Annotated in this window: 25 protein-coding genes and 1 pseudogene; 15 read left to right on the top strand and 11 right to left on the bottom strand. The window is 62.1% G+C overall.

Annotated features, from left to right (window positions below; all coding sequences use genetic code 11):
- Nucleotides 1-64: 64 nt before the first annotated feature.
- From dusA to N2597_RS11885, 4 genes are all read right to left on the bottom strand, one after another.
- Complete coding sequence (dusA, locus tag N2597_RS11900; protein ID WP_183599237.1) at nucleotides 65-1,066, bottom strand: tRNA dihydrouridine(20/20a) synthase DusA; 1,002 nt, start codon at nucleotides 1,064-1,066, stop codon at nucleotides 65-67.
- Nucleotides 1,067-1,242: 176 nt separating this feature from the next.
- Nucleotides 1,243-1,455, bottom strand: coding sequence for a cold-shock protein (locus N2597_RS11895; protein ID WP_003540801.1), 213 nt, complete (start codon nucleotides 1,453-1,455; stop codon nucleotides 1,243-1,245).
- Nucleotides 1,456-1,955: 500 nt separating this feature from the next.
- Complete coding sequence (locus N2597_RS11890; RefSeq protein WP_183599239.1) at nucleotides 1,956-2,423, bottom strand: DUF3828 domain-containing protein; 468 nt, start codon at nucleotides 2,421-2,423, stop codon at nucleotides 1,956-1,958.
- A gap of 191 nt (nucleotides 2,424-2,614) precedes the next feature.
- On the bottom strand, nucleotides 2,615-5,401 hold the full coding sequence (locus N2597_RS11885) for a metal-binding protein (RefSeq protein ID WP_183599241.1): 2,787 nt from the start codon (nucleotides 5,399-5,401) through the stop codon (nucleotides 2,615-2,617).
- Between the two features lie 448 nt (nucleotides 5,402-5,849).
- Here N2597_RS11885 and N2597_RS11880 point away from each other — a divergent pair, with 448 nt between their 5' ends.
- Nucleotides 5,850-6,572 (top strand): SOS response-associated peptidase, encoded by a 723-nt coding sequence (locus N2597_RS11880; protein WP_183599243.1) that lies wholly within the window; start codon nucleotides 5,850-5,852, stop codon nucleotides 6,570-6,572.
- Between the two features lie 119 nt (nucleotides 6,573-6,691).
- Entirely contained in the window at nucleotides 6,692-7,384 is a 693-nt protein-coding gene (locus N2597_RS11875; RefSeq protein ID WP_183599245.1) for a hypothetical protein, read from the top strand.
- 9 nt (nucleotides 7,385-7,393) lie between these two features.
- Here the strand turns inward: N2597_RS11875 and N2597_RS11870 are convergent, their stop codons facing one another.
- On the bottom strand, nucleotides 7,394-7,780 hold the full coding sequence (locus N2597_RS11870) for a GNAT family N-acetyltransferase (protein ID WP_096761925.1): 387 nt from the start codon (nucleotides 7,778-7,780) through the stop codon (nucleotides 7,394-7,396).
- 325 nt (nucleotides 7,781-8,105) lie between these two features.
- Nucleotides 8,106-11,132, bottom strand: coding sequence for an excinuclease ABC subunit UvrB (gene uvrB / locus N2597_RS11865; protein WP_183599247.1), 3,027 nt, complete (start codon nucleotides 11,130-11,132; stop codon nucleotides 8,106-8,108).
- Nucleotides 11,133-11,356: 224 nt separating this feature from the next.
- On the opposite strand from uvrB, the gene N2597_RS11860 reads away from it, so the two are divergent.
- The 3 genes from N2597_RS11860 (at nucleotide 11,357) to N2597_RS11850 (ending at nucleotide 12,739) form a co-directional block, all read left to right on the top strand.
- Nucleotides 11,357-11,698, top strand: a complete 342-nt coding sequence (locus N2597_RS11860) for a lipoprotein (protein ID WP_077989373.1) — start codon at nucleotides 11,357-11,359, stop codon at nucleotides 11,696-11,698.
- 213 nt (nucleotides 11,699-11,911) lie between these two features.
- Nucleotides 11,912-12,205, top strand: a complete 294-nt coding sequence (locus tag N2597_RS11855; protein WP_341356238.1) for a DUF982 domain-containing protein — start codon at nucleotides 11,912-11,914, stop codon at nucleotides 12,203-12,205.
- 144 nt (nucleotides 12,206-12,349) lie between these two features.
- A complete protein-coding gene (locus tag N2597_RS11850) occupies nucleotides 12,350-12,739 on the top strand; it encodes a hypothetical protein (protein WP_096761923.1) in 390 nt (129 codons plus the stop codon).
- Between the two features lie 60 nt (nucleotides 12,740-12,799).
- Here the strand turns inward: N2597_RS11850 and N2597_RS11845 are convergent, their stop codons facing one another.
- From N2597_RS11845 to N2597_RS11835, 3 genes are all read right to left on the bottom strand, one after another.
- Complete coding sequence (locus N2597_RS11845) at nucleotides 12,800-12,982, bottom strand: hypothetical protein (RefSeq protein WP_096761922.1); 183 nt, start codon at nucleotides 12,980-12,982, stop codon at nucleotides 12,800-12,802.
- A 7-nt stretch (nucleotides 12,983-12,989) separates the two neighbouring features.
- Entirely contained in the window at nucleotides 12,990-13,442 is a 453-nt protein-coding gene (locus N2597_RS11840; protein WP_039620480.1) for a DUF805 domain-containing protein, read from the bottom strand.
- 161 nt (nucleotides 13,443-13,603) lie between these two features.
- Nucleotides 13,604-14,371, bottom strand: a complete 768-nt coding sequence (locus tag N2597_RS11835; RefSeq protein WP_077989432.1) for an adenylate/guanylate cyclase domain-containing protein — start codon at nucleotides 14,369-14,371, stop codon at nucleotides 13,604-13,606.
- A 278-nt stretch (nucleotides 14,372-14,649) separates the two neighbouring features.
- Between N2597_RS11835 and N2597_RS11830 the strand changes: the two genes are divergently transcribed.
- The 4 genes and pseudogenes from N2597_RS11830 to N2597_RS11815 all read left to right on the top strand — a co-directional run bounded on the left by N2597_RS11830 (nucleotide 14,650) and on the right by N2597_RS11815 (nucleotide 17,101).
- Complete coding sequence (locus N2597_RS11830) at nucleotides 14,650-15,438, top strand: DUF899 domain-containing protein (protein ID WP_106796680.1); 789 nt, start codon at nucleotides 14,650-14,652, stop codon at nucleotides 15,436-15,438.
- 106 nt (nucleotides 15,439-15,544) lie between these two features.
- Nucleotides 15,545-15,908 (top strand): annotated as a pseudogene (locus tag N2597_RS11825) (DUF4087 domain-containing protein).
- Between the two features lie 116 nt (nucleotides 15,909-16,024).
- On the top strand, nucleotides 16,025-16,585 hold the full coding sequence (locus N2597_RS11820) for a NuoB/complex I 20 kDa subunit family protein (protein ID WP_009996731.1): 561 nt from the start codon (nucleotides 16,025-16,027) through the stop codon (nucleotides 16,583-16,585).
- Nucleotides 16,586-16,723: 138 nt separating this feature from the next.
- Nucleotides 16,724-17,101 carry a response regulator gene (locus N2597_RS11815; RefSeq protein ID WP_009996734.1) on the top strand — a complete coding sequence of 126 codons (378 nt, stop codon included), beginning with the start codon at nucleotides 16,724-16,726 and terminating at the stop codon, nucleotides 17,099-17,101.
- A 166-nt stretch (nucleotides 17,102-17,267) separates the two neighbouring features.
- Here N2597_RS11815 and N2597_RS11810 read toward each other — a convergent pair whose 3' ends face one another.
- Nucleotides 17,268-18,182 carry a LysR family transcriptional regulator gene (locus N2597_RS11810; RefSeq protein WP_038689600.1) on the bottom strand — a complete coding sequence of 305 codons (915 nt, stop codon included), beginning with the start codon at nucleotides 18,180-18,182 and terminating at the stop codon, nucleotides 17,268-17,270.
- Between the two features lie 100 nt (nucleotides 18,183-18,282).
- Here N2597_RS11810 and N2597_RS11805 point away from each other — a divergent pair, with 100 nt between their 5' ends.
- The 6 genes from N2597_RS11805 to N2597_RS11780 all read left to right on the top strand — a co-directional run bounded on the left by N2597_RS11805 (nucleotide 18,283) and on the right by N2597_RS11780 (nucleotide 25,388).
- A complete protein-coding gene (locus N2597_RS11805; protein WP_009996739.1) occupies nucleotides 18,283-19,164 on the top strand; it encodes an NmrA/HSCARG family protein in 882 nt (293 codons plus the stop codon).
- Between the two features lie 122 nt (nucleotides 19,165-19,286).
- A complete protein-coding gene (locus N2597_RS11800) occupies nucleotides 19,287-20,096 on the top strand; it encodes a class I SAM-dependent methyltransferase (protein WP_009996741.1) in 810 nt (269 codons plus the stop codon).
- Nucleotides 20,097-20,571: 475 nt separating this feature from the next.
- Entirely contained in the window at nucleotides 20,572-21,822 is a 1,251-nt protein-coding gene (locus N2597_RS11795; protein WP_183599249.1) for an MFS transporter, read from the top strand.
- A gap of 285 nt (nucleotides 21,823-22,107) precedes the next feature.
- A complete protein-coding gene (locus tag N2597_RS11790; protein WP_009994093.1) occupies nucleotides 22,108-22,455 on the top strand; it encodes a DMT family protein in 348 nt (115 codons plus the stop codon).
- 122 nt (nucleotides 22,456-22,577) lie between these two features.
- Nucleotides 22,578-24,089 (top strand): DUF1800 domain-containing protein, encoded by a 1,512-nt coding sequence (locus tag N2597_RS11785; RefSeq protein WP_096761919.1) that lies wholly within the window; start codon nucleotides 22,578-22,580, stop codon nucleotides 24,087-24,089.
- Nucleotides 24,090-24,203: 114 nt separating this feature from the next.
- On the top strand, nucleotides 24,204-25,388 hold the full coding sequence (locus N2597_RS11780) for a DUF1501 domain-containing protein (RefSeq protein WP_096761918.1): 1,185 nt from the start codon (nucleotides 24,204-24,206) through the stop codon (nucleotides 25,386-25,388).
- Nucleotides 25,389-25,692: 304 nt separating this feature from the next.
- On the opposite strand, the gene N2597_RS11775 is transcribed toward N2597_RS11780, so the two are convergent.
- Nucleotides 25,693-26,079, bottom strand: a complete 387-nt coding sequence (locus N2597_RS11775) for an acyl-CoA thioesterase (RefSeq protein ID WP_038689585.1) — start codon at nucleotides 26,077-26,079, stop codon at nucleotides 25,693-25,695.
- Between the last annotated feature and the right edge of the window lie 32 nt (nucleotides 26,080-26,111).

Here is a 26,111-nt window from a genome sequence, read left to right as displayed (position 1 = left end):
CCGTGGCAGAGTTCGTAACACAAGGTAAGTACATTCGACGTGGCGACGAACACATAACCTTACGTCAGGCGCTGACCGCTTCCTGTTCCGTCCCGGAAAAATCCACCGCCGCGAAGGCCGCCGCCAGCACCTCCGGTCCGGCGCCGGTTTTTGCCGCGTCGGTGGAGAGAATCTGGCGGTAGCGCCGGGCACCGGGCAGGCCGGTGAAAAGGCCGACCATGTGGCGGGCCACGTGCTGCAGCCGTCCGCCGGCGGCGATATGGCGCTCGGCATAGGTCATCATCCGCTCACAGAGCGCCGGCCAGTCGGGTTCTGCCGCCGGCGCCCCGAAGAAGCGGTGGTCGACGTCGGCAAGCACCGCCGCATTCTGGTAGGCTGCCCGGCCGAGCATGACGCCGTCGACATGGGCGAGGTGGCTCGCGGCCTCGTCGAGCGTGCGGATGCCGCCGTTGATGCCGATGAAGACGTCAGGCCAGCGCTGTTTCATCCGGTAGACGATCTCGTAGTCGAGCGGCGGGATCTCGCGATTCTCCTTCGGACTCAGGCCTTTCAGCCAGGCTTTGCGCGCATGGATCCAGATCGCGTCGGCGCCGGCATCGAGAACGCGCGTGATAAGCGCGGGCAGGGCCTCTTCCGGCTCCTGCTCATCGACGCCGATGCGGCATTTCACCGTCACCGGCGCGGTCGCGACCGCCTTCATCGCCGCGACGCATGCGGCCACCGTCTCCGGCGTCAGCATCAGGCAGGCGCCGAAGGTGCCCGATTGCACGCGGTCGGAGGGGCAGCCGACATTGAGGTTGATCTCGTCATAGCCATAGGGTTCGCCGATCTTCACCGCCTCGGCAAGCTTGCCCGGATCCGATCCGCCGAGCTGCAGCGCCAGCGGATGTTCCGCCACGTCATGGCCGAGCAGCCGCTCGCGCGGGCCGTGGATGATCGCATCGGCGACCACCATCTCGGTATAGAGCAGCGCCTGGCGGCTGATCTGGCGGTGGAAATAGCGGCAATGCCGATCCGTCCAGTCGATCATCGGGGCGACCGCAAAAATCGGCCTTTTCTGCATCATCGAGGTTTTCTTGTTCCTTGTCGCAGGCGGCAGGGCGCTGCACCTGCAGCCCGCCGGCGGGTTATCATAAAAGGCGCATATAACACTTGCCGGTGCGATCGACAAATTCGCAAGCGCAAACGAAAACGGCGCCCCTTGCGGAGCGCCGTTCATGCCGCAGAAAGCGGATATATGACTTACGAAGCCGAGATGTTGACGGCCTTCGGGCCCTTGCCCATGCGGTCCGGCTCGGTGTCGAAGGTAACCTGCTGGCCTTCGCGCAGCGACTGGATGCCAGAAGCCTGCAGCGCGGAAATGTGGACGAAAACGTCCTTTGCGCCGCCGTCCGGCGTGATGAAACCAAAACCCTTGTCCTGGTTGAAGAATTTTACGGTGCCTTTGGTGGCCATTGGGATCGTCCTTTTCCCTTAGTCTGTCTAGTATCCGCGCCCCCGAGGGGAAGCGGACGGCTTTAGCTTTCGCCCCGAATCGATGGGACGAAGGGTCAGTCGGAGAAGTCACGTACGGGGAAAGAACGTCTACGCAGGCGGGTATTCCCGCGTCTCCTTCCGTAACGGAAGGGATTGCCACATCAGTCCAGTCACCGGCATGCTAATGCCCGAGTAGGTGGATTGGTGCCATCTTTTCGGTCAAAAGGCAAGCGACATTATTGTGGCATGCCGTTTGCCGTGACAGGAAATCCCGAAGATTCAGATACTTGACGAAAAGTTGGCAAATCCTTGCATGGCTGTGCCATAGCGGGATCGGCGTGCCGAAACGGAACGAGGCAGTGCGCAACAACCTTGCATTGCTCTTTGCTCGCGCTCGGTGCATGGGCTCTCTTTTGCTCACGTGCCGGCACGCCCCTGCTGACGGGCGGAAGAGGGCAGCGCGTTGGGACTGTCGCCGCCTACTGCGCATCCCCCAACAGTTCGGCCAGGCTCCAGGGAGAATCGCCTTTCTGATTGGCGATGTCATCCACCTTCCAGCCGCCGTGTTCGCGCACCAGGGTATAGAAGAGCGTCACCTCTTCGCCGTTTTCGAACTGCACTTCCACCTCGGCCTTGTCGTCCAGCAGGATCGGCTGGCCGATCCGGACGTTGCTCGCTTCGCCGTCCTGGCCTGCAATGACGGGATCGAAATCGACCGCGCCGACATCACCCTCCGGCGTGTTGTCGAGATCGGCCTGGAGAAGCTTGTTCAGGTGGTCGGAAAAGAAGATCGAATAGGGCGAGGGCGCCTCGGCGTCGCTTCTGTCGGTGTCGTAGCTGTAAAGCGCCTTGAGCAGCGCTTTCGGCGTCTTGTAGGTCTCCGCCAAAGCGGGCAGAGCTACGGAGGCCGAAATGGCGAGGGCGAGGATGAATGTGGGCAGACGCATGCGGCTCTCCTCGGATGGGTGGAGGATCATAGCCGAAACGGGCGTCGACGTGGAGCGGCATTTTCGGAGGGTGTCCGCATGGCCGCCGGCCTCGCCGGTTTCGGGTGGCGCCCGCGACGACCGCCGGAAGAGTCTCACCGGTGGGGCTCGCAAGACTGCAAGTCCCACCGGTGCTAAGGCAAACTGTCGTGCTAGATCAACGCCTCATGCCCCAAGCTCGATGACATCGGCTCGAAGACGTCCTTCACGGCCAGCGTGAAGTCGTGGCTGGTGACGTTACCGGCCGCGTCATAGGCTTCGGCGGTGAAGGTCAGGCTGTGGGTGCTTTCGTAGTCGATTGCCGCCTTGGTCTGGATCTTGTTGCCGACCAGCTTGAAGATGCCGTCGGCATTATCGGTCAGCCGCCACTTGACCACGCCGCCTTCCGGGTCGACGGCCGAGAGCAGGCCGACCGAAGTGCCGATCGCGACATTCTCGGAGATCGAGCTGCGCGAGAAAGAGAGCTTGATCGGCGCCTGGTTGGCCGGGGCCTCGTTGACGTCGAGGACGTTGATGGTGATGTCCTTCTCGACCGTAACCTTGCCGTCGGAGACCGCCACCTTGATCGTGTGGGACTTCGCCGTCTCGTAGTCCAGCGCCTTCGAGGTGACGATGCGATTGCCCTTCAGGCGGAAGTGATCGCCGGCGCCGTCGAGGAGCGTGTAGCTGAGGGCGTCGCCATCGGCGTCCTTGGCGCTGAGCAGGCCGACCGTCGTCCAGATCGGCGTATCCTCGGACAGGGCGGTTTTCGAGAGCTGGATATTGGTCGGTGCGTTATTGGTGCTCGTGAATGTTTGCGTGGCAAAGTCATAGACGCCGTCGGCAAAACGGGCGAATTCGACGTCGGTCAGCGTATCCGTCCCCTCCTTGGCGCTCGTCAGGATGTGATCGCCGTTGTTCAACGCGAAGGAATAATTGGTGAAATTGTCAGCGAAGACCGCGGTGTCGATGCCAACGCCGCCATCGATGGTGTCGTTGCCGGCGGCGCCGGTCAATTTGTCATCGCCGGCATTGCCGTTGAGGATGTCGTTGCCGCCACTGCTGTCGAAAATGTCGTTGCCGTTGGTGCCGGTAAACTCGTCATCGCCATCGCCGGTTTTGACGTCGATGCCGAAGGCGCTGCCGGCGATGAAGGATCCGAGATTTCCGAGTTCATCGGAGAGGTCGAGGTGAACGCTGTCCGTCAGTGCCACAGAGGCGCGAAAATCGTCGAACGGATCGGTCGACCAGACGATTTTATCAAGGCTCTCGAATTGCGCGCTCGAACCGGCGACCGCCACTCCTGCCGTCTCAAGGACTTCGATGTTTTTGATCGTCAGGCCCTGGAGCGAAGTGACACGTAAGACATCGATCCCGGCGCCGCCATCGATCGTTCCGGAATTCCAAGGAGCGAATGTTTCTATGGCTACGTAATCGTCGCCGTCTCCGGCGTCGATGTCGATGACCTCCGAGGTCGAGCCGAAAAGCTCACCATCGTCGATCCTATCGTTGCCTGCACCGCCTCTGATCATGTCGTTTCCGACGTCGCCGGAAATCTGGTCATTGCCATCACCGCCATTCAGCGTGTCATTGCCAACTCCGCCATTGAGCCTGTCGTTTCCTGCGCCGCCGTTCAGCGTGTCTGCGCCGTCACCGCCTGAAATGGTGTCGTTTCCTGCGCCTGTCGTGATCACATTGTTGCCGCTTGAGCCCGTCACATTTGCGGGGCCCGATCCCAGTTCGTCGGCAAGGTCCACCGTGCCGGAATCCGAGATTACCAGGTCAGCCGCGACGAGAGGATTGCTTTCGGAGTGCCGGATGATGTCGTAGGCTTCGAACTCAGCGCCGGTCTTGGTAACTGTGGCGCCGTTGGTGTCCAGGATATTCAGCGGAGTACCCGGATCGGTGCTGTTGACCGTGAAGGTTTCTGTCGCGAAGTCGTAAACGCCATCGGCAAAGCGCGCAAATTCGACGCCCATCAGCCAATCCGTGCCTTCCAGAGCGCTCGTCACGACGCGGCTGCCATTGTCGGCCGCGAGGGAATAATCGACGAAATTGCCGGCGAAAACAGCTGTGTCGACGCCGGCGTCGCCATTGATGGTGTCGTTGCCGGCACCGCCGGTCAATTTGTCATCGCCGCCGTTGCCGTTGATGAGGTCGCTGCCGCCGCTGCCGTCGAAAATGTCGTTGACGTCACTTCCTGCAAACTCATCGTTGCCGTTGCCTGTTTTGACGTCAATGCCGGAGAAGCCGCTAACACGAGTGCCGAGATTTCCGAGTTCATCGGAAAGATCAAGGTGGGCGCTGTCCATCACCACCAGCGAGGGGTCATAACTGAAGACGGGGTCGGTCGACCTGACGATCCTGTCAAAGCTCTCGAATTGTGCGCTGGAGCCGCTGATCTGAAACGCTGCCGTTTCAAGGTTTTCCACATTGGTGAGCGTCAGGCCATGGAGCGACCAGGCGCGTAACGCATCGATCCCATCACCGCCATCAATCGTTCCTGATATAAGCGCAGCGAAGCTGTCTATGGTTATGACGTCGTCGCCGTTGCCGGCGTCAATATTCAGGATTTCCGGCACTAAGCCGTCCGGTCCAAAGTTAAAGCCGCCATCGGTAATTCTATCGTTGCCGTCGCCGCCGATCAATGTGTCGTTGCCGGCATTGCCGTAGATCGTGTCATCACCGGCGCCGCCGTTCAGCGTGTCCGCGCCGTCGCCGCCGGAGATGGTGTCGTTGCCGGCGCCCGTCGTGATCGTGTTGTCGCCGCTCGAGCCGTTCACGGCCGCCGTGACTGAGCCCAACTCGCCGGCCAGATCTGCGGCCGAGGAATCGGAGACAGTGAGTGAGACAGGTGCGGAAGGATTGGCTGCGGAGTCGCGGATAACGTCATAAGCTTCGAACTCGGCGCCGGTCTTGGTGACTGTGGCGCCGTTGGTGTCCAGTATATTCAAGGCCATATTTAAAATTACCCCCAGTAGATGCGTTGTACTTCGAAAACTCAGAAATCCGCGGAAAAACTCGTTAATTGGTTCGGCGCAGGACAACCCCACGGGGATCTATGCCAATCATTAATGATGTTTTCAATGAAAAATTGTGATTTTTTCTTGGTTTTGTAGCGAAAAACTAAGGCTGAAATACTGGGAAATAACTTTGAATTTGCAAACCAAAAGTCGTATTTTAGTCTTTTAATTTATACCCCTTCCTGGCGTATATAATTCTCGCTGTAAGTGCGAACTATTCTTCACGGCGTGCTTCAGATTGGCCTGAGCAAGACCGGTAACCGGCCTGCCGCCGCGGTACCTGGCGGGAGGGGCATTCCGGCAAGTGCACAACTGACGCTTTGTTGACCGGACTTGGTTCCGGAACATAATGGGAACATCTAATATCTACCGGCAGCGAGGGCCTATGTGCGGACGCATTTTCGTCAAGACGTCGCTCGAAGAATTGATCAGCAATTTTCCCTTTGCCGTGAAAGGCGGAGATATCGATGGGCTTGGAAATCGCTTCCCCCGCTGGAACGGCGCGCCATCGCAGGATTATCCTGTTATCATCCGGGATATTGTGCGCGAACCCGATACCTCAGGTCCTATGTTCGTGGTGGCGCGCTGGGGCTTGATGCCTATCTGGGCAAAGCCCGGCGGCCGGCCGCCGCCGGTCAATATCCGCTGCGAGGGCATCAGTTCCAACGGCATGTCCCGCGCCGCCTACCGCTCGCGTCGCTGCCTGGTGCCGATCAACGGCTTCTTCGAATGGAAGGACATTCACGGCACCGGCAAGAACAAGCAGCCCTATGCGATCGCCATGAAGGACGGCTCCGCCTTCGCGCTCGCCGGCATCTGGGAGACCTGGAAGGACGAAAACGGCGTGTCCACCCGCAACTTCGCCATCGTCACCTGCGAGCCGAACGAGATGATGGCGGAGATTCACGATCGCATGCCTGTCATCCTGCATCGCGAGGATTATGAGCGGTGGCTCTCCCCCGAGCCGGATCCTTACGATCTCATGAAGCCTTTCCCGGCGGAACTGATGGTGATGTGGAAAATCGGCCGGGATGTCGGCTCGCCGAAGAACGACAGGCCCGACCTCATCGACGAGGTCGAGGACGATTCCGAGCCGACGCTGATCTAGGATACTTCCGGCAAGCCGCGGCGATCTTGCGTCCGGAATCGCTCTGATGTCACCGGCTCGGGCGGGAGCCATCCACGAAACCATGCGGCAAACACATCCTCACGAGGAGAGGACCACGCATGCAAGACGATATCGCAACACTCCTGCGGTCGTTCCTCAACAATGCCCTTCGCAAACAGTCTCAGCGCCGCATTCGGGATTTCGGCGGCTATCAGGTCGGCAAGCGCCGCAACCTGCATGTCATCGAACCGATCGCGCGGGATACGGCGGAATTTCTCTGCACTTATCTCTGCATCAGCCTGCGCGGTGAACCGGCGAGCAAGGAAGGCGTCGCCTCCGCCATCGCCGCGGCCTTGAGGAATGTCTCCGACGAGCTTGCCTTCAAGCTGACCCGGCACAGTGACGAGGCGTGGACAACCCTCTGTCATTCTGTGGCGGAGTTTCTGGAAGGCTGCCTGCAAATCGACCATAGGCCCTATGACGGCTCCCTGACCGCGCAATCGGACTTTAACGGCTGGAAGAGCTGGGAGTTGATCACCAGCGGCGAGAAGCCGAAGGGCCAATGGCGCCACGCCTGGAAGGAAAAGCCCGGTGACGATTTCATCGGCTTTGACGGCAATGCCTGTATGGGACGGATCTTCAAGATCGACCTGATGGATTCAAGTGAGCGCTGGTATTGGCTGATCGCGGCCGACGGGAGCCCCCGGCGCGGCTGGCCGGCGGCGGGGTATGAAGCGAGCGCGAGGAGTGCGGCCTGTCGAGTAGAGCGGATTTATTTTGCGCTGGCGAAGGGCGAGGAGAGGTTTGGGTGAGGGGGAGGCTTACGTCAGCTTGATAAGGCCGGCTCCGGTCGGCCGGAAGCCGCAGGCGCGATAGAAGGAAGTCAGATGCGGCTCGAAATCGACATGCAGCCATTCGGCGCCGCGCTCGCGGGCAATCCGCGTGGCTTCCCTGACCAGCTGCGTGGCGATGCCTTGCCGGCGCATGTCGGGGTGAACGCAGGTATCGAGAAGGAAGGCATGAATGCCGCCATCCCAGGCGATATTGACGAAGCCGACGAGCCTGTTGTCGTGATAGGCGCCGATATGGGCGAGGCTGCGGGGCAGGATGCGTGAGAAGTCAGGCGCGGTGGCAGTGTTCCAGGCGGCGGACCAGAGTGTGGTGAGTTCGGCGGACGAGGGGAAGGGGTCGATGCGCAGGTCGGGCATGGTGGGACCGGATTGTCTGTGGCGGCGCTTGCTAGGTTTTTCTGCCGATTGCGGTCACTTCGCAATAGGTTTCATCGCTGCGGCGGGGCAAATTCCTCTGTGCCTTGACACGAGGCCGGCCCCGCTATCCTCCGTCATTCCTGTGCTTGTCACAGGAATCCAGCCACGGCGCGTCCGCGCCGTGAATGACTCTCTTACTGAAAAGGGAGTCTCCCGCGCCCAAGGACTTGGGCGCACTGGATTCCTGTGACAAGCACAGGAATGACGGAGGAGAGTGGGGCGGCGACCGAGGGAGGCGCCGCCGGTCTTTCAGGAGCATTGAAGTTCACCGCCCCGGCCGCCCGGTCTTCCCCTTCGTCCGCCCCTTGCGCTTCTGCTCGCCCGGCTCCTCATAGCTCCCGGCGCCGACGCGCCCTCGCACTACAGGCCGTACGCCGTCATCGCGCTCCGGCTGTCCTTCCAGCAGCGGCGAAAAGTGCTTCGTGCTCTTTGATGCATCCGGCTTTTCCGGCACCCGACCGATCACCGGCTTCTCCGTGCGGCCGACCGTCATCTCGTCGAGGTCGTTCTTGCGGAAGAGGCTCTTGCCGGCGGGGGTGGTCGGGTCGCGGCCCATTTCGTCGAGGTCGGGTTTGCGGAATAGGGGCGTGGTCGTGTCGGTGCCCGGGCCCATGTCGTCGAGGGAGGGGCGCGAGAAGTAGGAGGGTGTGGCCCCCTCATCCGCCCTGCGGGCACCGACCGGGGTCGAGCCGCTTGTCTCGACCCGTCCTCCGGACCCCCGTTGGGGAGAAGGGGACTTGCCGCGGGCCTTTCCTTCCATTGCCTTCGATTCTTCGCGTGCCATCGGGTCGTCCATGACCGCCAGCTCGGCGGCCTTGAGGCGTTTGATTTCGTCGCGGAGGCGGGCGGCTTTTTCGAAGTCGAGGTCGGCGGCGGCGTCGCGCATGCTTTTTTCGAGCGCGTTGAGATGGGCCTGCAGGTTGTTGCCGACGAGGTTGCCGCCGTCGGCGAAGCCTTTGCCGGAGACGCCGGAGATATCGGCGCGGACGTGGTCGCGTTCGTAGACGCTATCGAGGATGTCGGAAATCTTAGCCTTGACCGATTCCGGCGTGATGCCGTTTTCGAGGTTATAGGCCATCTGCTTTTCGCGGCGGCGGGCGGTCTCGTCCATGGCGCGCTGCATCGAGCCGGTGACTTGGTCGGCGTAGAGGATGACCTTGCCGTCGACGTTACGCGCGGCGCGGCCAATGGTCTGGATCAGTGAGGTCTCCGAGCGCAGAAAACCTTCCTTGTCGGCGTCGAGGATGGCGACGAAGCCGCATTCGGGAATGTCGAGGCCCTCGCGCAAGAGGTTGATGCCGACGAGTACGTCGAAGGCGCCGAGGCGCAGATCGCGGATGATCTCGATACGCTCCAGCGTATCGATATCGGAGTGCATGTAGCGCACGCGCACGCCCTGTTCATGCAGATATTCGGTCAGGTCCTCGGCCATGCGCTTGGTCAACACGGTGCACAGCGTGCGGTAGCCCTTGGCGGCGGTCTCGCGGATCTCGCCGAGCACGTCGTCGACCTGGGTGCGGGCCGAGCGAACCTCGACGGGCGGGTCGATCAGGCCTGTCGGGCGGATCACCTGTTCGGCGAAGACGCCGCCGGACTGTTCCATCTCCCAGCTGCCCGGCGTTGCGGAGACGGCGATGGTGTCGGGGCGCATGGCGTCCCATTCCTCGAAGCGCAGCGGCCGGTTGTCCATGCAGGAGGGCAGGCGGAAGCCGTATTCGGCCAGCGTCGCCTTGCGGCGGAAGTCGCCGCGATACATGCCGCCGATCTGCGGCACGGTGACATGGCTTTCGTCGATGAAGACGAGGGCATTGTCGGGAATGTATTCGAACAGCGTCGGCGGCGGGTCGCCGGGGTCGCGGCCGGTGAGATAACGCGAATAGTTCTCGATGCCCTGGCAGGAGCCGGTGGCTTCGAGCATCTCGATATCGTAGCGGGTGCGCTGCTCCAGGCGCTGGGCTTCCAGCAGGCGGCCGGCCTTTTCCAGCTCGGCGAGACGAAGCCGAAGCTCCTCCTTGATCGACTTGATGGCGCCGTCCAACGTCGGGCGCGGCGTGACATAGTGCGAATTGGCGTAGATCTTCACCGATTTCAGGTCGCCGACTTTCTGGCCGGTCAGCGGATCGAACTCGGTGATGGCGTCGATCTCGTCGCCGAACATCGAGATGCGCCAGGCGGCATCCTCCAAGTGGGCGGGGAAGAGCTCGATCGTATCGCCGCGCACCCGGAAGGAGCCACGCGTGAAATCCATGTCCCGGCGCTTGTATTGCTGGGCGACGAGGTCGGCTAGCAGCTGGCGCTGGTCCAGCCGGTCGCCGACCGACATCTGGAAGGTCATCGCCGTATATGTCTCGACCGAGCCGATACCGTAGATGCAGGAGACCGAGGCGACGATGATGCAGTCGTCGCGTTCGAGCAGCGAGCGCGTCGCCGAGTGGCGCATGCGGTCGATCTGCTCGTTGATCGAGCTTTCCTTCTCGATATAGGTGTCGGAGCGCGGCACATAGGCTTCCGGCTGGTAATAATCATAGTAGGAAACGAAATATTCCACCGCATTGTCGGGGAAGAAGTTCTTGAATTCGGAATAGAGCTGGGCGGCCAGCGTCTTGTTCGGCGCCAGGATGACCGCCGGGCGCTGCGTCGCCTCGATCACCTTGGCCATGGTGAAGGTCTTGCCGGAGCCGGTGACGCCGAGCAGCACCTGGCTGCGGTCGCCATTCTCCAAGCCCTCGACGAGATCGCGGATGGCGGTCGGCTGGTCGCCGGCCGGCTCATAATCCGACTTCATCAGGATGCGGATGCCGCCTTCGGACTTGTCGGGGCGGGCAGGGCGGTGCGGCGTCCAGATCTTGCCGTTCTTGTGCAGCGGATTGCCGCTCTCGATCAGCTTCGACAGCGCCTCGACCGTGGCGGTGACGCCGCCGGGCGCGATATTGCCGGCATCCTCCAGCGAGATATCGAGGCCGGCGACCGGGTTGAGGCCGGCGGCGGCGCGGGTCTTCGGATCGCTGGAACCGCCGATGGAAACGCCGCGTGCGGTCTTGCCCACCGTCGCCTTCTTGTTGACGCTGACGGCTTCCGAATGCTTGCGCGCCTGGTTTTCCACGGCCTTGCGATGCTTGCCGGCCTTGGAGGCGATATCACGCTGGCTCTCGACGCCCGATGCTTCCGCATCTGCCTCGAGCTGCTTCACCCAATCGGCAACGGAACCGGAGAGCGGGGCGCCTTCAAAGGACGATTGCGGAGCTTCCTCGAAGCCATTCGGGGCGGGGGATTTCTTCGGAGATTTGGCCATGGCGGGAATATGGAGAGAGTCAGCGCGAAAGGGAAGAGGGAAAGGGTACAAAAGGGAAACGAATGAATCGTTCGGGATGGTGGATAATGTTGGCGCGGAATGTTGGTGAAGCGCCTGCGTTTAAGGTTTGCGCGGGTGATTAAAAAGTCTGTGGTTGAAGAGTAGGCCACCTCCCGCATTGCGAGCGGTGGTGTTACAGCTGCTGCGGGAATAGGGGACCATTCATGAAAAAGATCATTATCGCATTCGTGGCGACGGCGACACTTGCCGGCTGCGCCAAACGTCCTGACGCCATCGTGCAGGTCGATATTCCAATGGCGGCTTATACGAACCTCAGCTGCGAAGCTCTTGCTGCCGAACTCAAGAAGGAGCGGGGCAAGCTGGACGACTTGTCGAAGCAGCAGATCAGCGCGGCGAACGGCGATGCTTTCGGCGTCTTTCTCGTCGGCGTCCCGATCGGCAGCGTTGCCGGAGGAGACAAGGAAGGCGAAATTGCTGCATCGAAAGGCAAGGTTTCAGCCATGCAATCCGCCGGCATGAGCAAAGGCTGCAAGCTGCCAGGTTGATGGCAAGGCGCGCGCAGGGTGGCGCCGTCATGCCGGCGCCCTCGCATTGTCCTTCGAAGACCGGCCTTAGGCTTCGGCGCCTTAGCAACCGTGCTCCTTGCAACCATCCCGCCGGCACACCTTCTGCAGACTGATACCACCTGACCTGCAGTGGAACCGTGATCGGCCTTCCGCAGTTAGTTCGCTGTCCACTCAGCTGCAGGTGCTAATGCCATTAACGACCATTCCGCCTTCTGGAAGAAACCGATTTCGATCGATCTTGATACCGGCGTACGGCTGGTTCTCCGCTCACCGCAGGACGCGCTTTATGCGCTGGTCTCCGACTGGCCGGTCAATGGCGGCGTGCATCAGCAGAGAGCGATCGATTTCTGCCGCGCCTGGCTAGCGGGTCGCATGCCGGCCGAAACGGTGCGGCAAGCTTTTATCCTTGCGGCGCTGGAGGCCGGGGTACCAATCGTCGATGATGAGGATGGGACCGCAAGTTCCGGTTCAAATCCTCCGGTATAAGCCGAGCGGCGCACATCTCGCGGTTACGCTGTCACCTGCTCAGAATAAATAATGTTTATTTTCGTGCATTGCAAATATTGTTCCCGCTGTGTTTGTAGGAATGCGCAGCGGTTATTTTACTGCGATTCTTGGAGATCCACCTGAATGAGAATAAAAGTCCTTGCTTGCGCTGCCCTGCTGATGCTGGCCGGCTGCAACGCCCCTGTGTCGCAATCCGTTGCAGATTCCCAGCGGCCTCCCTCGAACGAAGTCCGGCAGAACTTCATCAACATCGTGTTCAAGAGAAGTTATCGACACGAAGCGGGAGAAGTGGTTTGGGCCCGGATTTCAAGCGTGGTGCTGCTTGATCCCGAGAAGAAGATCTATGCTTACTGTGTGCGCGTGGTGCCAAAGCGCAGCTGGGGAGACTGGGCCTATCTCGGTGTCTCCTTCACGGACAGCCAGATCCTGGGCGCGACGGCGAATGACAATCGCTGCAAAGACAAGCGGCTGCGTTACTACTCGTTTCCTGAGTTGACCGGCATGAAGACATGACGAAAGAGACGAGGTTTAATCGCGATAAGCGCTGTTTTACGGCTAGGCTATGCCTGGATATTAGAAGCGACCGCGGATGCAGCCATGCGGCACGGCTGCACCCGTCATTGCTGCAATGATGCCAAGCAGCGCCGGCACAGCAAAGCCAAGCTCTAAACCCGCGAACCGTCCTCCCTCCCGCAGCGTCATTGCCTCGTGCAGACGATCGGGTTCCGCGCAACCAGAACCGCCGAAGGTCGCCACGGTCCCCTCAGAATGCGTGCGCCCTGGAATCTGCCGCAGCCGGCGCTCTGCAATACCAGGCGATGACGACAATCGTTCCGATGGGAACCAACAGCGCAACCAACTGGAACCAGCCGCTGCGGTTGATATCGTGAAGTCGGCGGGTGGCCATGGCGATTGATGGGAGGAACACCGCCAGCGACCAAATCCCCGCCAATGCTCCGGTTGGCTCGATAAGGTACAAAGCGATGTCGACGAGAACGACGAAGAGCGTCGAAAACCAGAATTCCGATCGGCTCGCTCTGCCGGTGAAATCCACATATTTCCTGAAAAAGCTGCTGATCGCCTGGCCGAAACCCATCGCCTGCGGCAGGTCACCGAAGCGGTTCGGCCCGGCCGCCGGCTTTCTGAAGGCGAGGAACAGCCCCACACTCAGCGGGACCACGATGATCAACCAGTGAAACAGAGAAAAACTGCCCATGAGAAACCCCAGCTGTTAAAACGGCTTAGAGATAAGCGATGTTTGTTTCCGGAGGATTAACCGGCTGGTAATCGAATATGTTTCGCAATCACAGCGTGAGAAACTGCGGCTGCCATGTTGGCGGCGGGATGATGCTTTGAGCAGGCCGCAATCGCCGTCGCTCAGTGCTTGACAAGTACACGTGCCTGCACCGGCTGCTCGATGCCCTTCAGGGCCAGCATGCGGGTTTCGGCGCCTGCCGCGAGGTCGGGGGCCTTCGCGGCCGTTTCCGCCGAGATCAGGATCTCGCCGGCGGCGGCCTGGGATTCCAACCTCGCGGCTTGATTGACGACGCCGCCGATGGCGGTGAAATCGCTGCGGAAGCTGGAGAATTCGCCGATCTGCACCTCGCCGGAATGGATGCCGACGCCGACGCCGAGGGTGCGGCCGGGCAGGGCTTCGAGCGCCAAGCCATTCAGCGCCGCGGTGCAGTTTCGCTGGATCTCCTGGGCGGCCAGGATCGCGGCGCCGGCGTGATCCTTCCTCACAATGGGAAAATTGAAGATTGCCATCAGGCCGTCGCCCATCTGCTTGTTGACGATGCCGTCATGTGCCCAGATCGCCTGGGCGCAGCGATCCTGGAACAGGCTGACGATCTCGCTCAGCTGTACCGCCTCGATGCGCTCCGACAAATCCGTATATCCTCGGATATCGGCAAACAGGATGGTGGCGTCGACGGTGATCTGGCGCTGCTTTTTGACATATTGGAAGGATCGTTCGCAGATCGTGCAGATATCGGGGTTCATCTTGCTGCGAGTGATGCCCAAGGCGCGGAAGGGCAAGGCGAGCGGGCCGCCGATGGGGATCGGCATGTGCATCTGGTCCCAGCAGCCGCGGCAGATCCTGGCGCTGCCGTGCCTGACTGGCTCCCTGGAAGTGGATTCTGTCATCATCTCGCGTAGTCCGTCCACAATAGCCGGCATCAAGCTTCCTTCAGTTGGTGGCTTTTGGCAATTCATCCATTTGGCTCGGGAGCACCTCCTTGTCCCGAGCGATGATTGCCCGAACTTCTCCCCCGCCGTTGCTGCAACGGCGGCGGTGGAAATTCGGTCACACTTGTTACTCCCGCTGTTCGATTTCCGATGCGAAACTATGTCCGATCAATGCGCACAGAACCGCGGATCGATGATGAGGCGCGGCAATTCGCCCGAACGAGGAGATTAATGCGATGACTGCAACAGCCGAGAATGGAAAGGGCGGACAGCCCATGCAGAAACCCGCGGTAGTATCGCCCGAAGCCTGGGAGGCGGCGCGCAAGCAGCTGCTGGTGAAGGAGAAGGCGCAAACCCGCGCCCGCGACGCGCTTGCCGCCGAGCGGCGGCGCATGCCGTGGATGGCGGTGGAGAAGACATATGTCTTCGAAGCACCTGAGGGCAGGGTGAGTCTGCTCGATCTGTTCGAGGGCCGGCATCAGTTGATCGTCTACCGCGCCTTCTACGAGCCCGGCGTCTTCGGCTGGCCTGACCACGCCTGCCGCGGCTGCTCGATGGTGGCCGATCAGGTCGCCCATATCGCCCATCTCAACGCCCGCGACACGACGCTGGTCTTTGCCTCGCGCGCGCCGCAGGCCGAGATCGCGCGGCTGAAGGCGCGGATGGGCTGGAGCATGCCGTGGGTGACCATCACCGACAGCTTCGACAAGGATTTCGGCGTCGACGAATGGCACGGCACCAATGTGTTCTACCGCGACGGCGAACGCATCTTCCGCACCTATTTCGTCAACAACCGCGGCGACGAGCAGATGGGCGGCACCTGGAACTATCTCGACATCACGCCGCTCGGCCGGCAGGAGGTCTGGGAGGATTCGCCCGAGGGCTATCCGCAGACGCCGACTTACAAGTGGTGGAACTGGCACGACAGCTACGTGCCGGATGCGGCGCCCGACAAGACATGGGTCGAGGTCTCCGACGCCGGCGAAGCGGCTTTCCGGGCCGAGAGCGCAAACGAGAAGCCTTGAGCGAAATCTGCCACGGCCATCGCCGCCTTCGTCGTGAAAACGAGCCGGCAAGGCGGTTGCCTTGCCGGCCGCAGGCCATGCATAGTGGCGACGACGCGGAGGGCCGATGACCAGATTGCATGCGCTTGTTTTGATGATGTTTCTCGTGCCCGCCGCCACAGGGGGAAAAGCGCTGCGGCTGGCTGGACAATCCGGCGACGGCGACCTGGTCGCTCAACGACGCAAGCGGCAGCTGGATCATCATGGAGAACGGCAGCGGCTACAAGGCCGAGGGAATGAATCATATTCCAGATCTGACGACCGGCGAATATGTCTACACCCATGCCGTCCATGGCTATGCCTGCGCCTGCATGGACGTCGACACGGATGGCGAGGGAGGCATTACCCGCATTCGTTCCGTGCGGCAATTGCCGCTGTCCCGATGCCGGACCGATCCCGCCCTCGGCTGGTTTCTCGATAAGGATCCCTGAGTGGGCAAGGCGTTCCACATTGCTGAAATCGCGGCGTGCGGTATCGTACACGGCCCGTCGGAGTCGGAACTTTGGCGTCTTCAGCCCAGTTTGAGGCCGGCTCACGGGAGAAGACGATGGCCCCATTGACGCAGCCTCACTCAGCACCGGCGAACTTCCAGTTTCCCGGCGAACAGCGGCAGGGCGACCCGATGATGGGGACAATTAATGCCGAGCTCGCCGACAAAGGCTTCCTTGTCACCAGCACCGACGAACTCATCACCTGGGCGCGCACCGGATCGCTGATGTGGATGACCTTTGGCCTTGCCTGCTGCGCCATCGAGATGATGCAGATGTCCATGCCCCGTTATGACATAGAGCGTTTCGGCGTCGCTCCGCGGGGCAGTCCGAGGCAATCTGACCTGATGATCGTGGCGGGCACCCTGTGCAACAAGATGGCGCCGGCGCTTCGCAAGGTTTACGACCAGATGCCGGAGCCGCGATACGTCATTTCCATGGGCTCCTGCGCCAACGGCGGAGGCTATTACCACTATTCCTATTCAGTGGTGCGCGGCTGCGACCGGATCGTGCCCGTCGATATTTACGTGCCCGGCTGTCCGCCCACGGCCGAAGCGCTGCTCTACGGCATCCTGCTTCTGCAGCGAAAAATCCGTCGCAACGGCAGCATCGAGCGGTAGCGGCCGATGATCTTGGTGAATTGGTTACCTTTTTCAAAGGCAGGCCGGGCTGTATAGGAAACTTTCGAGCGGGAGTTGCGTTGATCCGATGGCCGGGGTTGTGCTCACCGGCATCTTGCCGCGGGAGGAGGATGATCCATGAAAGTCATGATCGTTGAGGACGAGGGATTTATCGCCCTGGAGCTCGAGCGGATCGCTCAGGATGCCGGGCATGAGACGGTCGGGCCGGTGTCGACAATCGAGCAGGCTCTTGCCTATGCTCCAAAGAGCGACATTGCACTCGTCGATCTCAGCCTCTCCGACGGCCTCAGCGGCGCCCAACTCGCCCGCCGGCTGATCGACCGCTTCGGCGTCGATGTCATCTTCGTGACCGGCAGCCCGGAAAGCGTCGGACACGGCATCGAAGGTGCGCTTGATGTGATACCAAAGCCCTTTACCGATGAAAGGATTGCCGGCGCGCTCGCGCGGGCGCAGGCTTTACGCAGGGACTTCAATGGAGGCAATGCCATCATGTGACCGCGCGAGCGTGGAACGCGGCCTCGGGCCGCCGATGCAAGCAGGAGCTTGCCGGATGAAGCATGCACTCGCCGTGGAAGTCGCGGGCCTCAATGATGCCAGCGCCACCTTGATCGAAAGCCTCGACGGCAAGGTGGTGCTGAAGGAAGTGTGACGGGGGCTGCCGCTATATAATGGCGAAGTCGTCGCTGCTGCCGATTCCCGCGTTCAACCGTCTGGCGGCAAGTTCGATAAAGGTCTTGACCAGAGGCGGCAGGTGCCGGCTGCTGGGATAGACGACATAGAGGCCGCCGGCCGGAGTCGTGTAACCGTCCAGGACGCGGCACAGCCGCCCATCCCTGATGAAGCCATTGGCGACCCCATGGGGCAGTCGGGCGATGCCATAGCCGGCGATCGCTGTGGCCATGACCGCCTGCATTTCATTGGCGGCGAAGCGTCCCGAGACCGTGACCGTTTCCTGTCCGTGCGGGCCTTCGAGCAGCCATTGCGCATGGGTGGATTGGCCGGCGATGACGCAGTCGTGGCGGACGAGATCTGCCGGGCGATCGGGCGCGCCGCAGCGGGCGAGATAGTCGGGGCTCGCGCAGAGCAAGCGGTGGGTAGAGCCGAGCTTGCGGGCGATCAGCGTGGAATCCTCCAGGATGCCGGTGCGGAAGGCGAGGTCTATGCCATTTTCGACGAGGTTCAGCCTGTCGTCGGTCAGGCGCAACTCGACCCTCGACTTGGGGTAGGTCGCCAGAAGATCGAAGATCGCATCCTGCAGGAAGTGGCCGCCGAAGCCGACCGGCGCCGATATGCGGATCGTGCCGGCGGGCTCCGTCCTTGCTTCCGCGAGACGCAGGTTGGCGCCTTCGATTGTGCGGAGCGCCTGGCTGCTTTGCTCGTAATAGAGGCGGCCGGCATCCGTCGGGTGGAGGCTGCGGGTCGTGCGATGCAGCAGGCGCACGCCGAGTTCGCGCTCGAGGGCGGCGATGCGGCGGCTCACCGTCGTTTTCGGCATGCCAAGCAGGCGCGCCGCGGCGGTGAAGCTGCCGGCCTCGATAACGCGGGCGAAAATCATAATGTCGTTGAGATCCAGCATTGTATCATGAGATGGTACGATGTTTCCCAACTATAGGCTATTATGGCTCAATCCGACAGGCCTTAGTTTTGCTCCATCGTTCACAACAAGGAGCAGACAGATGAGCAACACACGAAGCGTTCTGGTGACGGGCGCCACCGGCCAGCAGGGCGGCGCGGTCGTGCACGCGCTTCTCGCGCGGGGACACCGAGTCAAGGCGCTCTCGCGTAAGCCGGACGGCGACGGCGCAAAGCGGTTGGCCGCGGCAGGGGTCGAGGTCGTTGCCGGCGACCTGGATGACGGCGCATCTGTGGCGAAGGCTGCAAGCGGCGTCGACACGATGTTCCTGATGGGCAACAGCTACGAGGCCGGGACGGAAGCGGAAACGCGCCAGGGCATCACCGTCGCCAATGCGGCGAAGGCAGCCGGCGTCGGTCACCTGATCTATTCCTCCGTTGGCGACGCCGACAAGAAAACCGGCATTCCACATTTCGACAGCAAGTATCTCGTCGAAAAGCACATCGCAGGCCTCGGCATCCCCTATACGATCAGCGCACCCGTCGCCTTCATGGAAAATAGTGTGGAACCTTGGGCGATTGATGGGCTCCGACAGGGCGTCTATGCGGCAGCGCTGCCGCCCGCACGCGTGCTGCAACAGATCACCATAAAGGATATCGGGGTGTTCGTCGCGGCCTTGGCCGAGCGACGCGAACAGGTGTTCGGCAAGCGTTTCGATATTGCCGGCGACGAATTGTCTGGCGAGCAGCAGGCGGAGATCCTGTCCGAGGCGCTCGACCGGCCGATACGCTATCAGGAACTGCCGATCGCCGCGATGCGGCAGCAGAGCGAGGACGCGGCGCTGATGTTCGAATGGTTCGATCGCACCGGCTACGACGCCGATATCGCCGCCCTGCGCCGGGATTTTCCCGATGTCGGCTGGCACAGCTATGCCGATTGGGCGCGCGGCTTCGACTGGAGCGTTCTCGGCAAGGCATCCGCCTGATACACTCTCCGTCGTCCCCAGCCCGAACCGGGGACGACGGAGAGCCGGATCCGCCTCGCCCAAGGCGACGGATCGCTCAGCTCTGCGGCGATCGACCATCGTCCTTGAAGAGGGAGGCTTCGATGCCATCGAGTTTCAATGTCGAAAGTGCGGATGGTTATGAGCGGCTGATGGGGCGCTGGAGTAAGAGGCTGGCGCCGATGCTGATCGATTTCGCCGGCTTGGCGGATGGGGATCGTGTGCTCGACGTCGGTTGCGGCACCGGCAGCCTGACATTTACGCTGGCCGAAAAGCCAAGCCTGCAAGAAATCGTCGCCATTGATTATTCGCCGGTTTTCGTCGAGGCGGCAATGCGGCGCAATACCGATCCGCGCATCGCCATTCGGCAAGCCGATGCCTGCGCGTTGCCGTTCGAGGATAACCGCTTCGACAGGGCGATGTCGCTGCTCGTGCTGCATTTCGTGCCGGAGGCGGGCAAGGCTGTTTCGGAAATGGCCCGTGTCGTCCGCCCGGGTGGTGTGGTCGCCGCCGCCGTCTGGGACCATTACGGCGGCATGCCGGTCATGCGGATGATGTGGGACACGGCTGTCATGCTCGACGAGGACGCGCTGCCGCTGCGTCGCAAATACTGCTTCCAGCCGATGATGCGGCCGGGGGAGATGAAGCAGAGTTTTCTCAGTCAAGGCCTTGTCGACGTCGAGGAGAGGTCGCTGCTGATCCGGATGGAATACGGCTCCTTTGAGGACTATTGGGGGCCGATCGCCGCAGGCGAGGGGCCGCTCGGCAAGTATGTCTGGGGGCTCGAGTCAGCGAAGCGAAAGGCGCTCGGCGTTGCCATGAGAGCCGCATATGAAGCCGGCGAGCCGGATGGGCCGCGGTCGTTTGCGTCGGTGGCGTGGGCATGCCGGGGCAGGGTGGCGGGCGGCGGGTAGGTTGGTTGTGACGACCAGCCATTGCGCCGCATCCGCTTTCTTGTCGATTCGACGGATCGCCCACTCCACTCTCCATCATTCCTGTGCTCGTGACAGGAATCCAGTGCGCCCATGTCCTTGGGCGCAAAAGACTCCTTCCTTATTCACGGCGCAGACGCGCCGTGGATTCCTGTGACGAGCACAGGAATGAGGGAAGAGAGGTTGGGCGGTCCCGTAGGCGTCGGTGACATAGGTGTCGGAGCTCCGCACGGCGGAATAGAGCGCCCGACGCTGCGTCTCCGCAACGCGCCCCAATCACGCGAAACGTGATGGAACTAGGCCACGACCGCTGACATTATCCCCGCTGTCTCGCCTGCGACCGAGCACACCTCGCGCAATCGCAGCCCCTGACATCCACCCGCCCGGTTCGGGCACCCCTTCCGACGGCATCCGGAATTGCCCGCCTCGCCGCCGCTTTCGGACGGAGGAATATTAGATGTCCGCTTTGGAAAGCCTGCGCCGGCTGACGCCGCAGCAGCGCAACACCGTTATCGCCAGCTATCTCGGCTGGACGCTCGACGCCTTCGATTTCTTCATTCTCGTCTTCGTTCTCAAATATATCGCCGAGGAATTCCATACCGACGTCCCCGCCGTCTCGGTGGCGATCTTCCTGACGCTCGCCATGCGGGCGCTCGGCGCGCTGATCTTCGGACTGGCGGCCGACCGATACGGCCGGCGCATCACCCTGATGGCCGATGTATTGCTCTATTCGATCTTCGAATTCCTGACCGGTTTCTCTACCGGCCTCACCATGTTCCTCGTGTTGAGGGCGCTCTATGGTATAGCCATGGGCGGCGAATGGGGCGTTGGCGCCTCGCTTGTTATGGAGACGGTGCCGGAGGAGAGCCGCGGCATCGTTTCGGGCATTCTGCAGACCGGCTACCCCACCGGCTATCTCCTCGCCTCGATCGTGTTCTTCCTGCTTTTTCCGGTCATCGGCTGGCGCGGCATGTTCTTCGTCGGCGCGGCTCCGGCGCTGCTGGTGCTCTACATCAGGCGCAATGTCGAGGAGAGCCCAGCCTTCCTGAAGCGGCAGGCCGAGGGAAGCCGGCCATTCCTCACGGCCTTGCGCCAAAATATTCCGCTGTTCATTTGGGCAGTGCTGCTGATGACGGCATTCAACTTCTTCAGCCACGGCACCCAGGATATCTACCCGACCTTCCTGGAAACCCAGCGCAGCTATTCGAGCTATACGGTCGGCGCCATCGCCATCGTCTACAATATCGGGGCGATCTGCGGCGGGCTGTTCTTCGGGGCGCTGTCGCAGCGGATCGGACGCAGACGCGCCATCGTCATCGCTGCGCTGATCGCCGTGCCGGTCGCGCCGCTCTGGGCCTATGCGCCGGGGCCGGTGCTGCTCGCCATAGGCGCCTTCCTGATGCAGTTTTTCGTGCAGGGCGCCTGGGGCATCGTGCCGGTGCATCTGAACGAGCTGTCGCCGGACGAGGTGCGCGGCACATTCCCGGGTCTTGCCTACCAGCTCGGCAACCTGCTGGCGTCAGGCAATGCGACGCTGCAGGCGGGGTTAGCTGTCCGCTGGGACGGCGACTATGCCTATGCGCTGCTGATCGTCGCAGCGATCGTGGCGCTCGTCGTCGCAGCACTTGCCGGCTTCGGCTACGAGAAGAAAGATGTGCGCTTCGGCACGGAGGAGGCCGACGAACCGCATCGCGCGATGCAAATCTAGCGCTGCCTGCGGCTATGGAGGGCCGGCGGCGATGTCGCCGTCCTTCCTTGCTGGCTGCCGCTGTGTCCTTCGAGTTCCTTACAACCCGGCTGGCGCGGGCGTTCCGGCAGCAACGGCGGAAGGCGAGGCGCATGGGCTCTCTCGATTTGAATCGCTGGCGGCGTGAGACGATTGGTCATGACCTTGTGGGCTTGCCGTCGGATGGCAGCATGCTAGGTAAGACCCGCCGGTATCGAGCTTTCGCTACCGGATCGACCGTTTCCTCCACAGCCCCCGAGTTTCTCCATGCTATTTTCTCCCGCCGCCCTCTGGCCTGTCGTCATGCTGTTTGCCTCCAACATCTTCATGACCTTTGCCTGGTATGGGCATCTCAAGCACAAGGGCACGGCCATCTTCCTTGCCATTATCGTCAGTTGGGGCATCGCCTTTTTCGAATATTGCCTGGCGGTGCCGGCCAACCGGATCGGCTCGGCGGTCTATACGACGGCGCAGCTAAAGACGATGCAGGAGGTGATCACGCTGCTGGTCTTTGCCGGCTTCTCGATCTTCTGGCTCGGCGAGGACCTGACCTGGAACCATGCGATCGGCTTCGCGCTCATCGCAATCGGAGCATCCTTCATTTTCCGGGCGTAAACCCCTAGCCTTTTCAATAGATTACAAATCGTCCATGTCTTGATAACGCCACATTTCCTACAGATTGGCGTCGCATTCGGCTGTCAGCGTGTCACTACGTAGTGATCAGGAGTTGATCGGCCATGAGCCTCTCTTTCCCGACGATGGCGGCGATACGGTTCGGCTATGGATTCCGGCCGGGCGAGGCGCCGCCGCAAAACAAGGATGAGCTGATCGGCCAGCTTGTCATAGGGGCCGCGGCAACGCCGGATTTTCCGCTTGGCGGCCCGGACATGCGTTACCGCGCAATCCTCAGCCTGCAGGAGCAGTTGAAGCAGATCCGCCAGGAGGCGAAGACGACGGAAGACGATCCGGCGCGGCGCGAGATGCGCAAGGGCGTCCAGCGTCAGGCGCAGCAGCAATTCCAGCACGACGCGAACCTGCGGCTGATGCAGGCGGTGCTGTCGCCCTACGGCTTCTTCGAGCGGCTTTCGACCTTCTGGACCGATCATTTCTCCACCAGCGCCAACAAGAACCTGTCGATGCGCCTTATCGTGCCGCTCTACGAGGCAGAGGCGATCCGGCCGTTCATATCCGGCAGGTTCGGCGATCTCCTGCGCAGCGCCACGGCGCATCCCGCCATGCTGATCTATCTCGATCAGGCGGATTCGCTCGGGCCGGATTCGGCCGGCGGCATGAAGCGCAACAAGGGGCTGAACGAAAATCTCGGCCGCGAACTTCTGGAACTGCACACACTCGGCGCCGGCAGCGGTTATACCCAGGCGGACGTCACCGCTGCGGCCAAGGTGCTGACGGGACTTACCATCGATCGCAAGGAGATGGACATCGCCTTCCGGCCGAATATTTCCGAGCCTGGGGCGCATGAGGTGCTCGGCGTCAGCTATGGCGGGCGCAAACGCTCGCGCGACGACTATCTCGACATGCTGGATGACCTCGCCGTTCATCCGAAGACGGCGGCGCATATCAGCCGGAAGCTCGCGGTTCACTTCGTTTCCGATCAGCCCGACGAGGGCATGGTCTCCGACATGGCCGCGGCCTGGAAGAAGACGGATGGCGATCTCACCGCCGTCTACACCGCCATGCTCGACCATCCCGCTGCCTGGCAGAACGAAGGCGCCAAGGCGCGCCAGCCCTTCGATTATGTCGTTGCCGGCCTCAGGGCGCTGAATGCCGGGCCGGTCAACGGCGTCGTCGGCAGCTTCCTTGCCGCCAATCAGCAGGGCACCGATGACGGCGACATGGCGGCGAATACACCTGGCATGGCCGGATCGCCGGTGCCGACGGACCCCGCCGGCGAGGCGAGGGACAAGCGTCTCAAGGCCTTCCGGACGGCGCGGGCGCTGGGGCAGGGGGCGCTGAAGCGCATGGGTCAGCCGACCTGGCTGCCGCCGAGCCCGGCCGGTTTCGAGGAAGGCTTTTCCGCCTGGATCACCGGCAGCCAGCTCGCCGAGCGGCTGGCCTGGGCAAGGCGGGCCGCAGCGCAGTTCGGCCGCGACGAGGATCCGCGCGAATTCCTGAAGTCGACGCTTGCCGATGCGGCGCGCGACGAGACGATCCGCGTGGTGTCGCAGGCGCCGAACAAGATCAGCGGGCTTACCCTGGTGCTGGCATCGCCCGAATTCAACCGCCGCTAAGCAGACTTTCGTTGGCAAGCCAACGCTTTGTCTGCTCAGCTCATTTGTTTTGTCGCAGGTTCTGACCGGAAAACCGCTGTACACTTTTCCGGACCCTGCTCAGGAGCCCCGCCCATGACGCTGTCGATGAACAGGATCTCGCTTTCCCGCCGCGGCTTTCTGACGTCTGCCTGCTGTCTTGCCGCCGCTCCCGTCTTCACACCGGTCGCCTTCGCGGCGATGCCGGGTGATAAGCGCTTCGTCACCATCGTGCTGCGCGGCGCGATGGACGGGCTGGATCTGGTGCAGCCCTATGGCGATGCCGGCTTTGCGGCGCTCCGGCCGACGCTGGCGCTGACGCCCGATACCGGGCTTCTCGATCTCGACGGGCATTTCGGGCTTAACCCGGCCGCCGCGGATCTGATGCCGCTGTGGAAGAGCAAGGAGCTTGCCTTCGTGCACGCCGTCTCGACACCCTATCGTGACCAACGCAGCCATTTCGACGGGCAGGACATGCTGGAGTCAGGCGGCGAGCATGTCGCCGAGGAAAGGACCGGCTGGCTGAACCGGGCGCTTGCCGTCATTCCGCGCTCGGATTCCCGCAAGGCGATCGACGTCAACACCTCGACGGAACTGATCCTCTCCGGGCCGAACGAGGTCGATGTCTGGGCTTCGGATTCCAATCTGGCGCCGGCGCGTGACGAGATGCAGTTCCTGGCGCGGCTCTATGCCGGCGATCCGCCGTTTGCCGCAGCACTTGCCGAGGCGACGCGGGCCGATAGCGCCTCGATGATGACCGAGCCGGACGGCCAGCGCGGCGAAAAGACCGCCGATGTGGCGGCACTCGCCGCCAACATGCTGAAAGGCGATTACCGCATCGCCAGCTTTTCCATCACCGGCTGGGACACGCATATCGGCCAGGCCGGTCAGTTCAAGCGGCCGGCCCGGGATCTGGCGCAGGCGATCAATACGCTGAAGGCGACGCTCGGGCCGGAGATCTGGACGAAGACGGTGGTGCTGGCGATGACCGAATTCGGCCGCACCGTCCGCCAGAACGGCTCTGATGGCACCGACCACGGCACCGGCAGCTGCGCCCTGCTATCAGGCGGCGCCATCAACGGCGGCCGTATCCTCGGCAAGTGGCCCGGGCTCGGTGACGGCCAGCTGCTCGATGACCGCGACCTGATGCCGACGGCCGACGTGCGAGAAGTGGCGGCGGCGATGCTCTACCGGCAGTTCGATGTGGGTCCGGATGATCTGACGGGGAAGATTTTTCCCGGATTGAGCTTTGATAAGGGATCGCAGTTTTTGAAGGTGTGAAGGGCGGCGATTTTCTTCCTCTTCCGAGTGACGGGCACTGTGAGGAGAGGCGGGACGGCACGGCACACCGACCAGCCCTCATGGTGAGGGGGCCAGAAGGGCCGTCTCAAACCACGGGGGCGGGTGGCTTGGGGCCACGCCAGCCTTGGCATTTGGCGAAGCGGTGGCCACCCCGTCCTTCGAGGCCCCTGCGGGGCGCCTCAGGATGAGGCTGGACAGATGGCGGGGGCTTGAGACGCAGTTGTGGAGCAAGCCGCTGCCCCTCCGGCGAGCTGACCGTTTCCATGCCCTCGATCCTGGTCTGTCACTCCTCGGGGACTTGTTTTGGTTTGCCCTCTTCGTCGAGCGCCACCATGATGAAGGTGCCGGCGGTGACCTTTTCCATCTTGGCGTAACGCGAACGGTGCGCCCAGGCTTCGACAATCAGCGTGATCGAGGTGCGCCCGACGCGGTCGATATCGGTATAAACCGACAGCGTGTCGCCGATCTTGACCGGCAGTTCGAAGGCCATCTCCTTGACGGCGGCGGTGACGACGCGGCCCTTGGCGCGCTCGGCGGCGCGGATGCCGGAGGCAAGGTCCATCTGCGCCATAACCCAGCCGCCGAAAATATCGCCGGCGGGATTGGCATCGCCGGGCATGGCGAGCGTGCGCAGCGTCAGTTCGCCTCTCGGCTTGGCGGCATCGGTCATCAAGGGTTCTCCATCTGATGTTGGTCATGGGG

Source organism: Rhizobium sophoriradicis (genome assembly GCF_025200795.1).
Taxonomy (GTDB): domain Bacteria; phylum Pseudomonadota; class Alphaproteobacteria; order Rhizobiales; family Rhizobiaceae; genus Rhizobium; species Rhizobium sophoriradicis.
This window is presented reverse-complemented; position numbering and strand designations above follow the sequence as displayed.

Bases quoted from the DNA above. Each gene is read 5' to 3' on its own strand.
- N2597_RS11875 (WP_183599245.1), top strand. From the start codon at position 6,692: ATGCAAGACGATATCGCAACACTCCTGCGGTCGTTCCTCAACAATGCC.
- N2597_RS11835 (WP_077989432.1), bottom strand. From the start codon at position 14,371: ATGACAGAATCCACTTCCAGGGAGCCAGTCAGGCACGGCAGCGCCAGG.
- dusA (WP_183599237.1), bottom strand. From the start codon at position 1,066: ATGATGCAGAAAAGGCCGATTTTTGCGGTCGCCCCGATGATCGACTGG.
- uvrB (WP_183599247.1), bottom strand. From the start codon at position 11,132: ATGGCCAAATCTCCGAAGAAATCCCCCGCCCCGAATGGCTTCGAGGAA.
- N2597_RS11840 (WP_039620480.1), bottom strand. From the start codon at position 13,442: ATGGGCAGTTTTTCTCTGTTTCACTGGTTGATCATCGTGGTCCCGCTG.
- N2597_RS11775 (WP_038689585.1), bottom strand. From the start codon at position 26,079: ATGACCGATGCCGCCAAGCCGAGAGGCGAACTGACGCTGCGCACGCTC.
- N2597_RS11780 (WP_096761918.1), top strand. From the start codon at position 24,204: ATGACGCTGTCGATGAACAGGATCTCGCTTTCCCGCCGCGGCTTTCTG.
- N2597_RS11795 (WP_183599249.1), top strand. From the start codon at position 20,572: ATGTCCGCTTTGGAAAGCCTGCGCCGGCTGACGCCGCAGCAGCGCAAC.
- N2597_RS11890 (WP_183599239.1), bottom strand. From the start codon at position 2,423: ATGCGTCTGCCCACATTCATCCTCGCCCTCGCCATTTCGGCCTCCGTA.
- N2597_RS11850 (WP_096761923.1), top strand. From the start codon at position 12,350: ATGAGAATAAAAGTCCTTGCTTGCGCTGCCCTGCTGATGCTGGCCGGC.
- N2597_RS11860 (WP_077989373.1), top strand. From the start codon at position 11,357: ATGAAAAAGATCATTATCGCATTCGTGGCGACGGCGACACTTGCCGGC.
- N2597_RS11820 (WP_009996731.1), top strand. From the start codon at position 16,025: ATGGCCCCATTGACGCAGCCTCACTCAGCACCGGCGAACTTCCAGTTT.
- N2597_RS11815 (WP_009996734.1), top strand. From the start codon at position 16,724: ATGAAAGTCATGATCGTTGAGGACGAGGGATTTATCGCCCTGGAGCTC.
- N2597_RS11810 (WP_038689600.1), bottom strand. From the start codon at position 18,182: ATGCTGGATCTCAACGACATTATGATTTTCGCCCGCGTTATCGAGGCC.
- N2597_RS11885 (WP_183599241.1), bottom strand. From the start codon at position 5,401: ATGGCCTTGAATATACTGGACACCAACGGCGCCACAGTCACCAAGACC.
- N2597_RS11830 (WP_106796680.1), top strand. From the start codon at position 14,650: ATGACTGCAACAGCCGAGAATGGAAAGGGCGGACAGCCCATGCAGAAA.
- N2597_RS11880 (WP_183599243.1), top strand. From the start codon at position 5,850: ATGTGCGGACGCATTTTCGTCAAGACGTCGCTCGAAGAATTGATCAGC.
- N2597_RS11800 (WP_009996741.1), top strand. From the start codon at position 19,287: ATGCCATCGAGTTTCAATGTCGAAAGTGCGGATGGTTATGAGCGGCTG.
- N2597_RS11785 (WP_096761919.1), top strand. From the start codon at position 22,578: ATGAGCCTCTCTTTCCCGACGATGGCGGCGATACGGTTCGGCTATGGA.
- N2597_RS11895 (WP_003540801.1), bottom strand. From the start codon at position 1,455: ATGGCCACCAAAGGCACCGTAAAATTCTTCAACCAGGACAAGGGTTTT.
- N2597_RS11805 (WP_009996739.1), top strand. From the start codon at position 18,283: ATGAGCAACACACGAAGCGTTCTGGTGACGGGCGCCACCGGCCAGCAG.
- N2597_RS11870 (WP_096761925.1), bottom strand. From the start codon at position 7,780: ATGCCCGACCTGCGCATCGACCCCTTCCCCTCGTCCGCCGAACTCACC.
- N2597_RS11790 (WP_009994093.1), top strand. From the start codon at position 22,108: ATGCTATTTTCTCCCGCCGCCCTCTGGCCTGTCGTCATGCTGTTTGCC.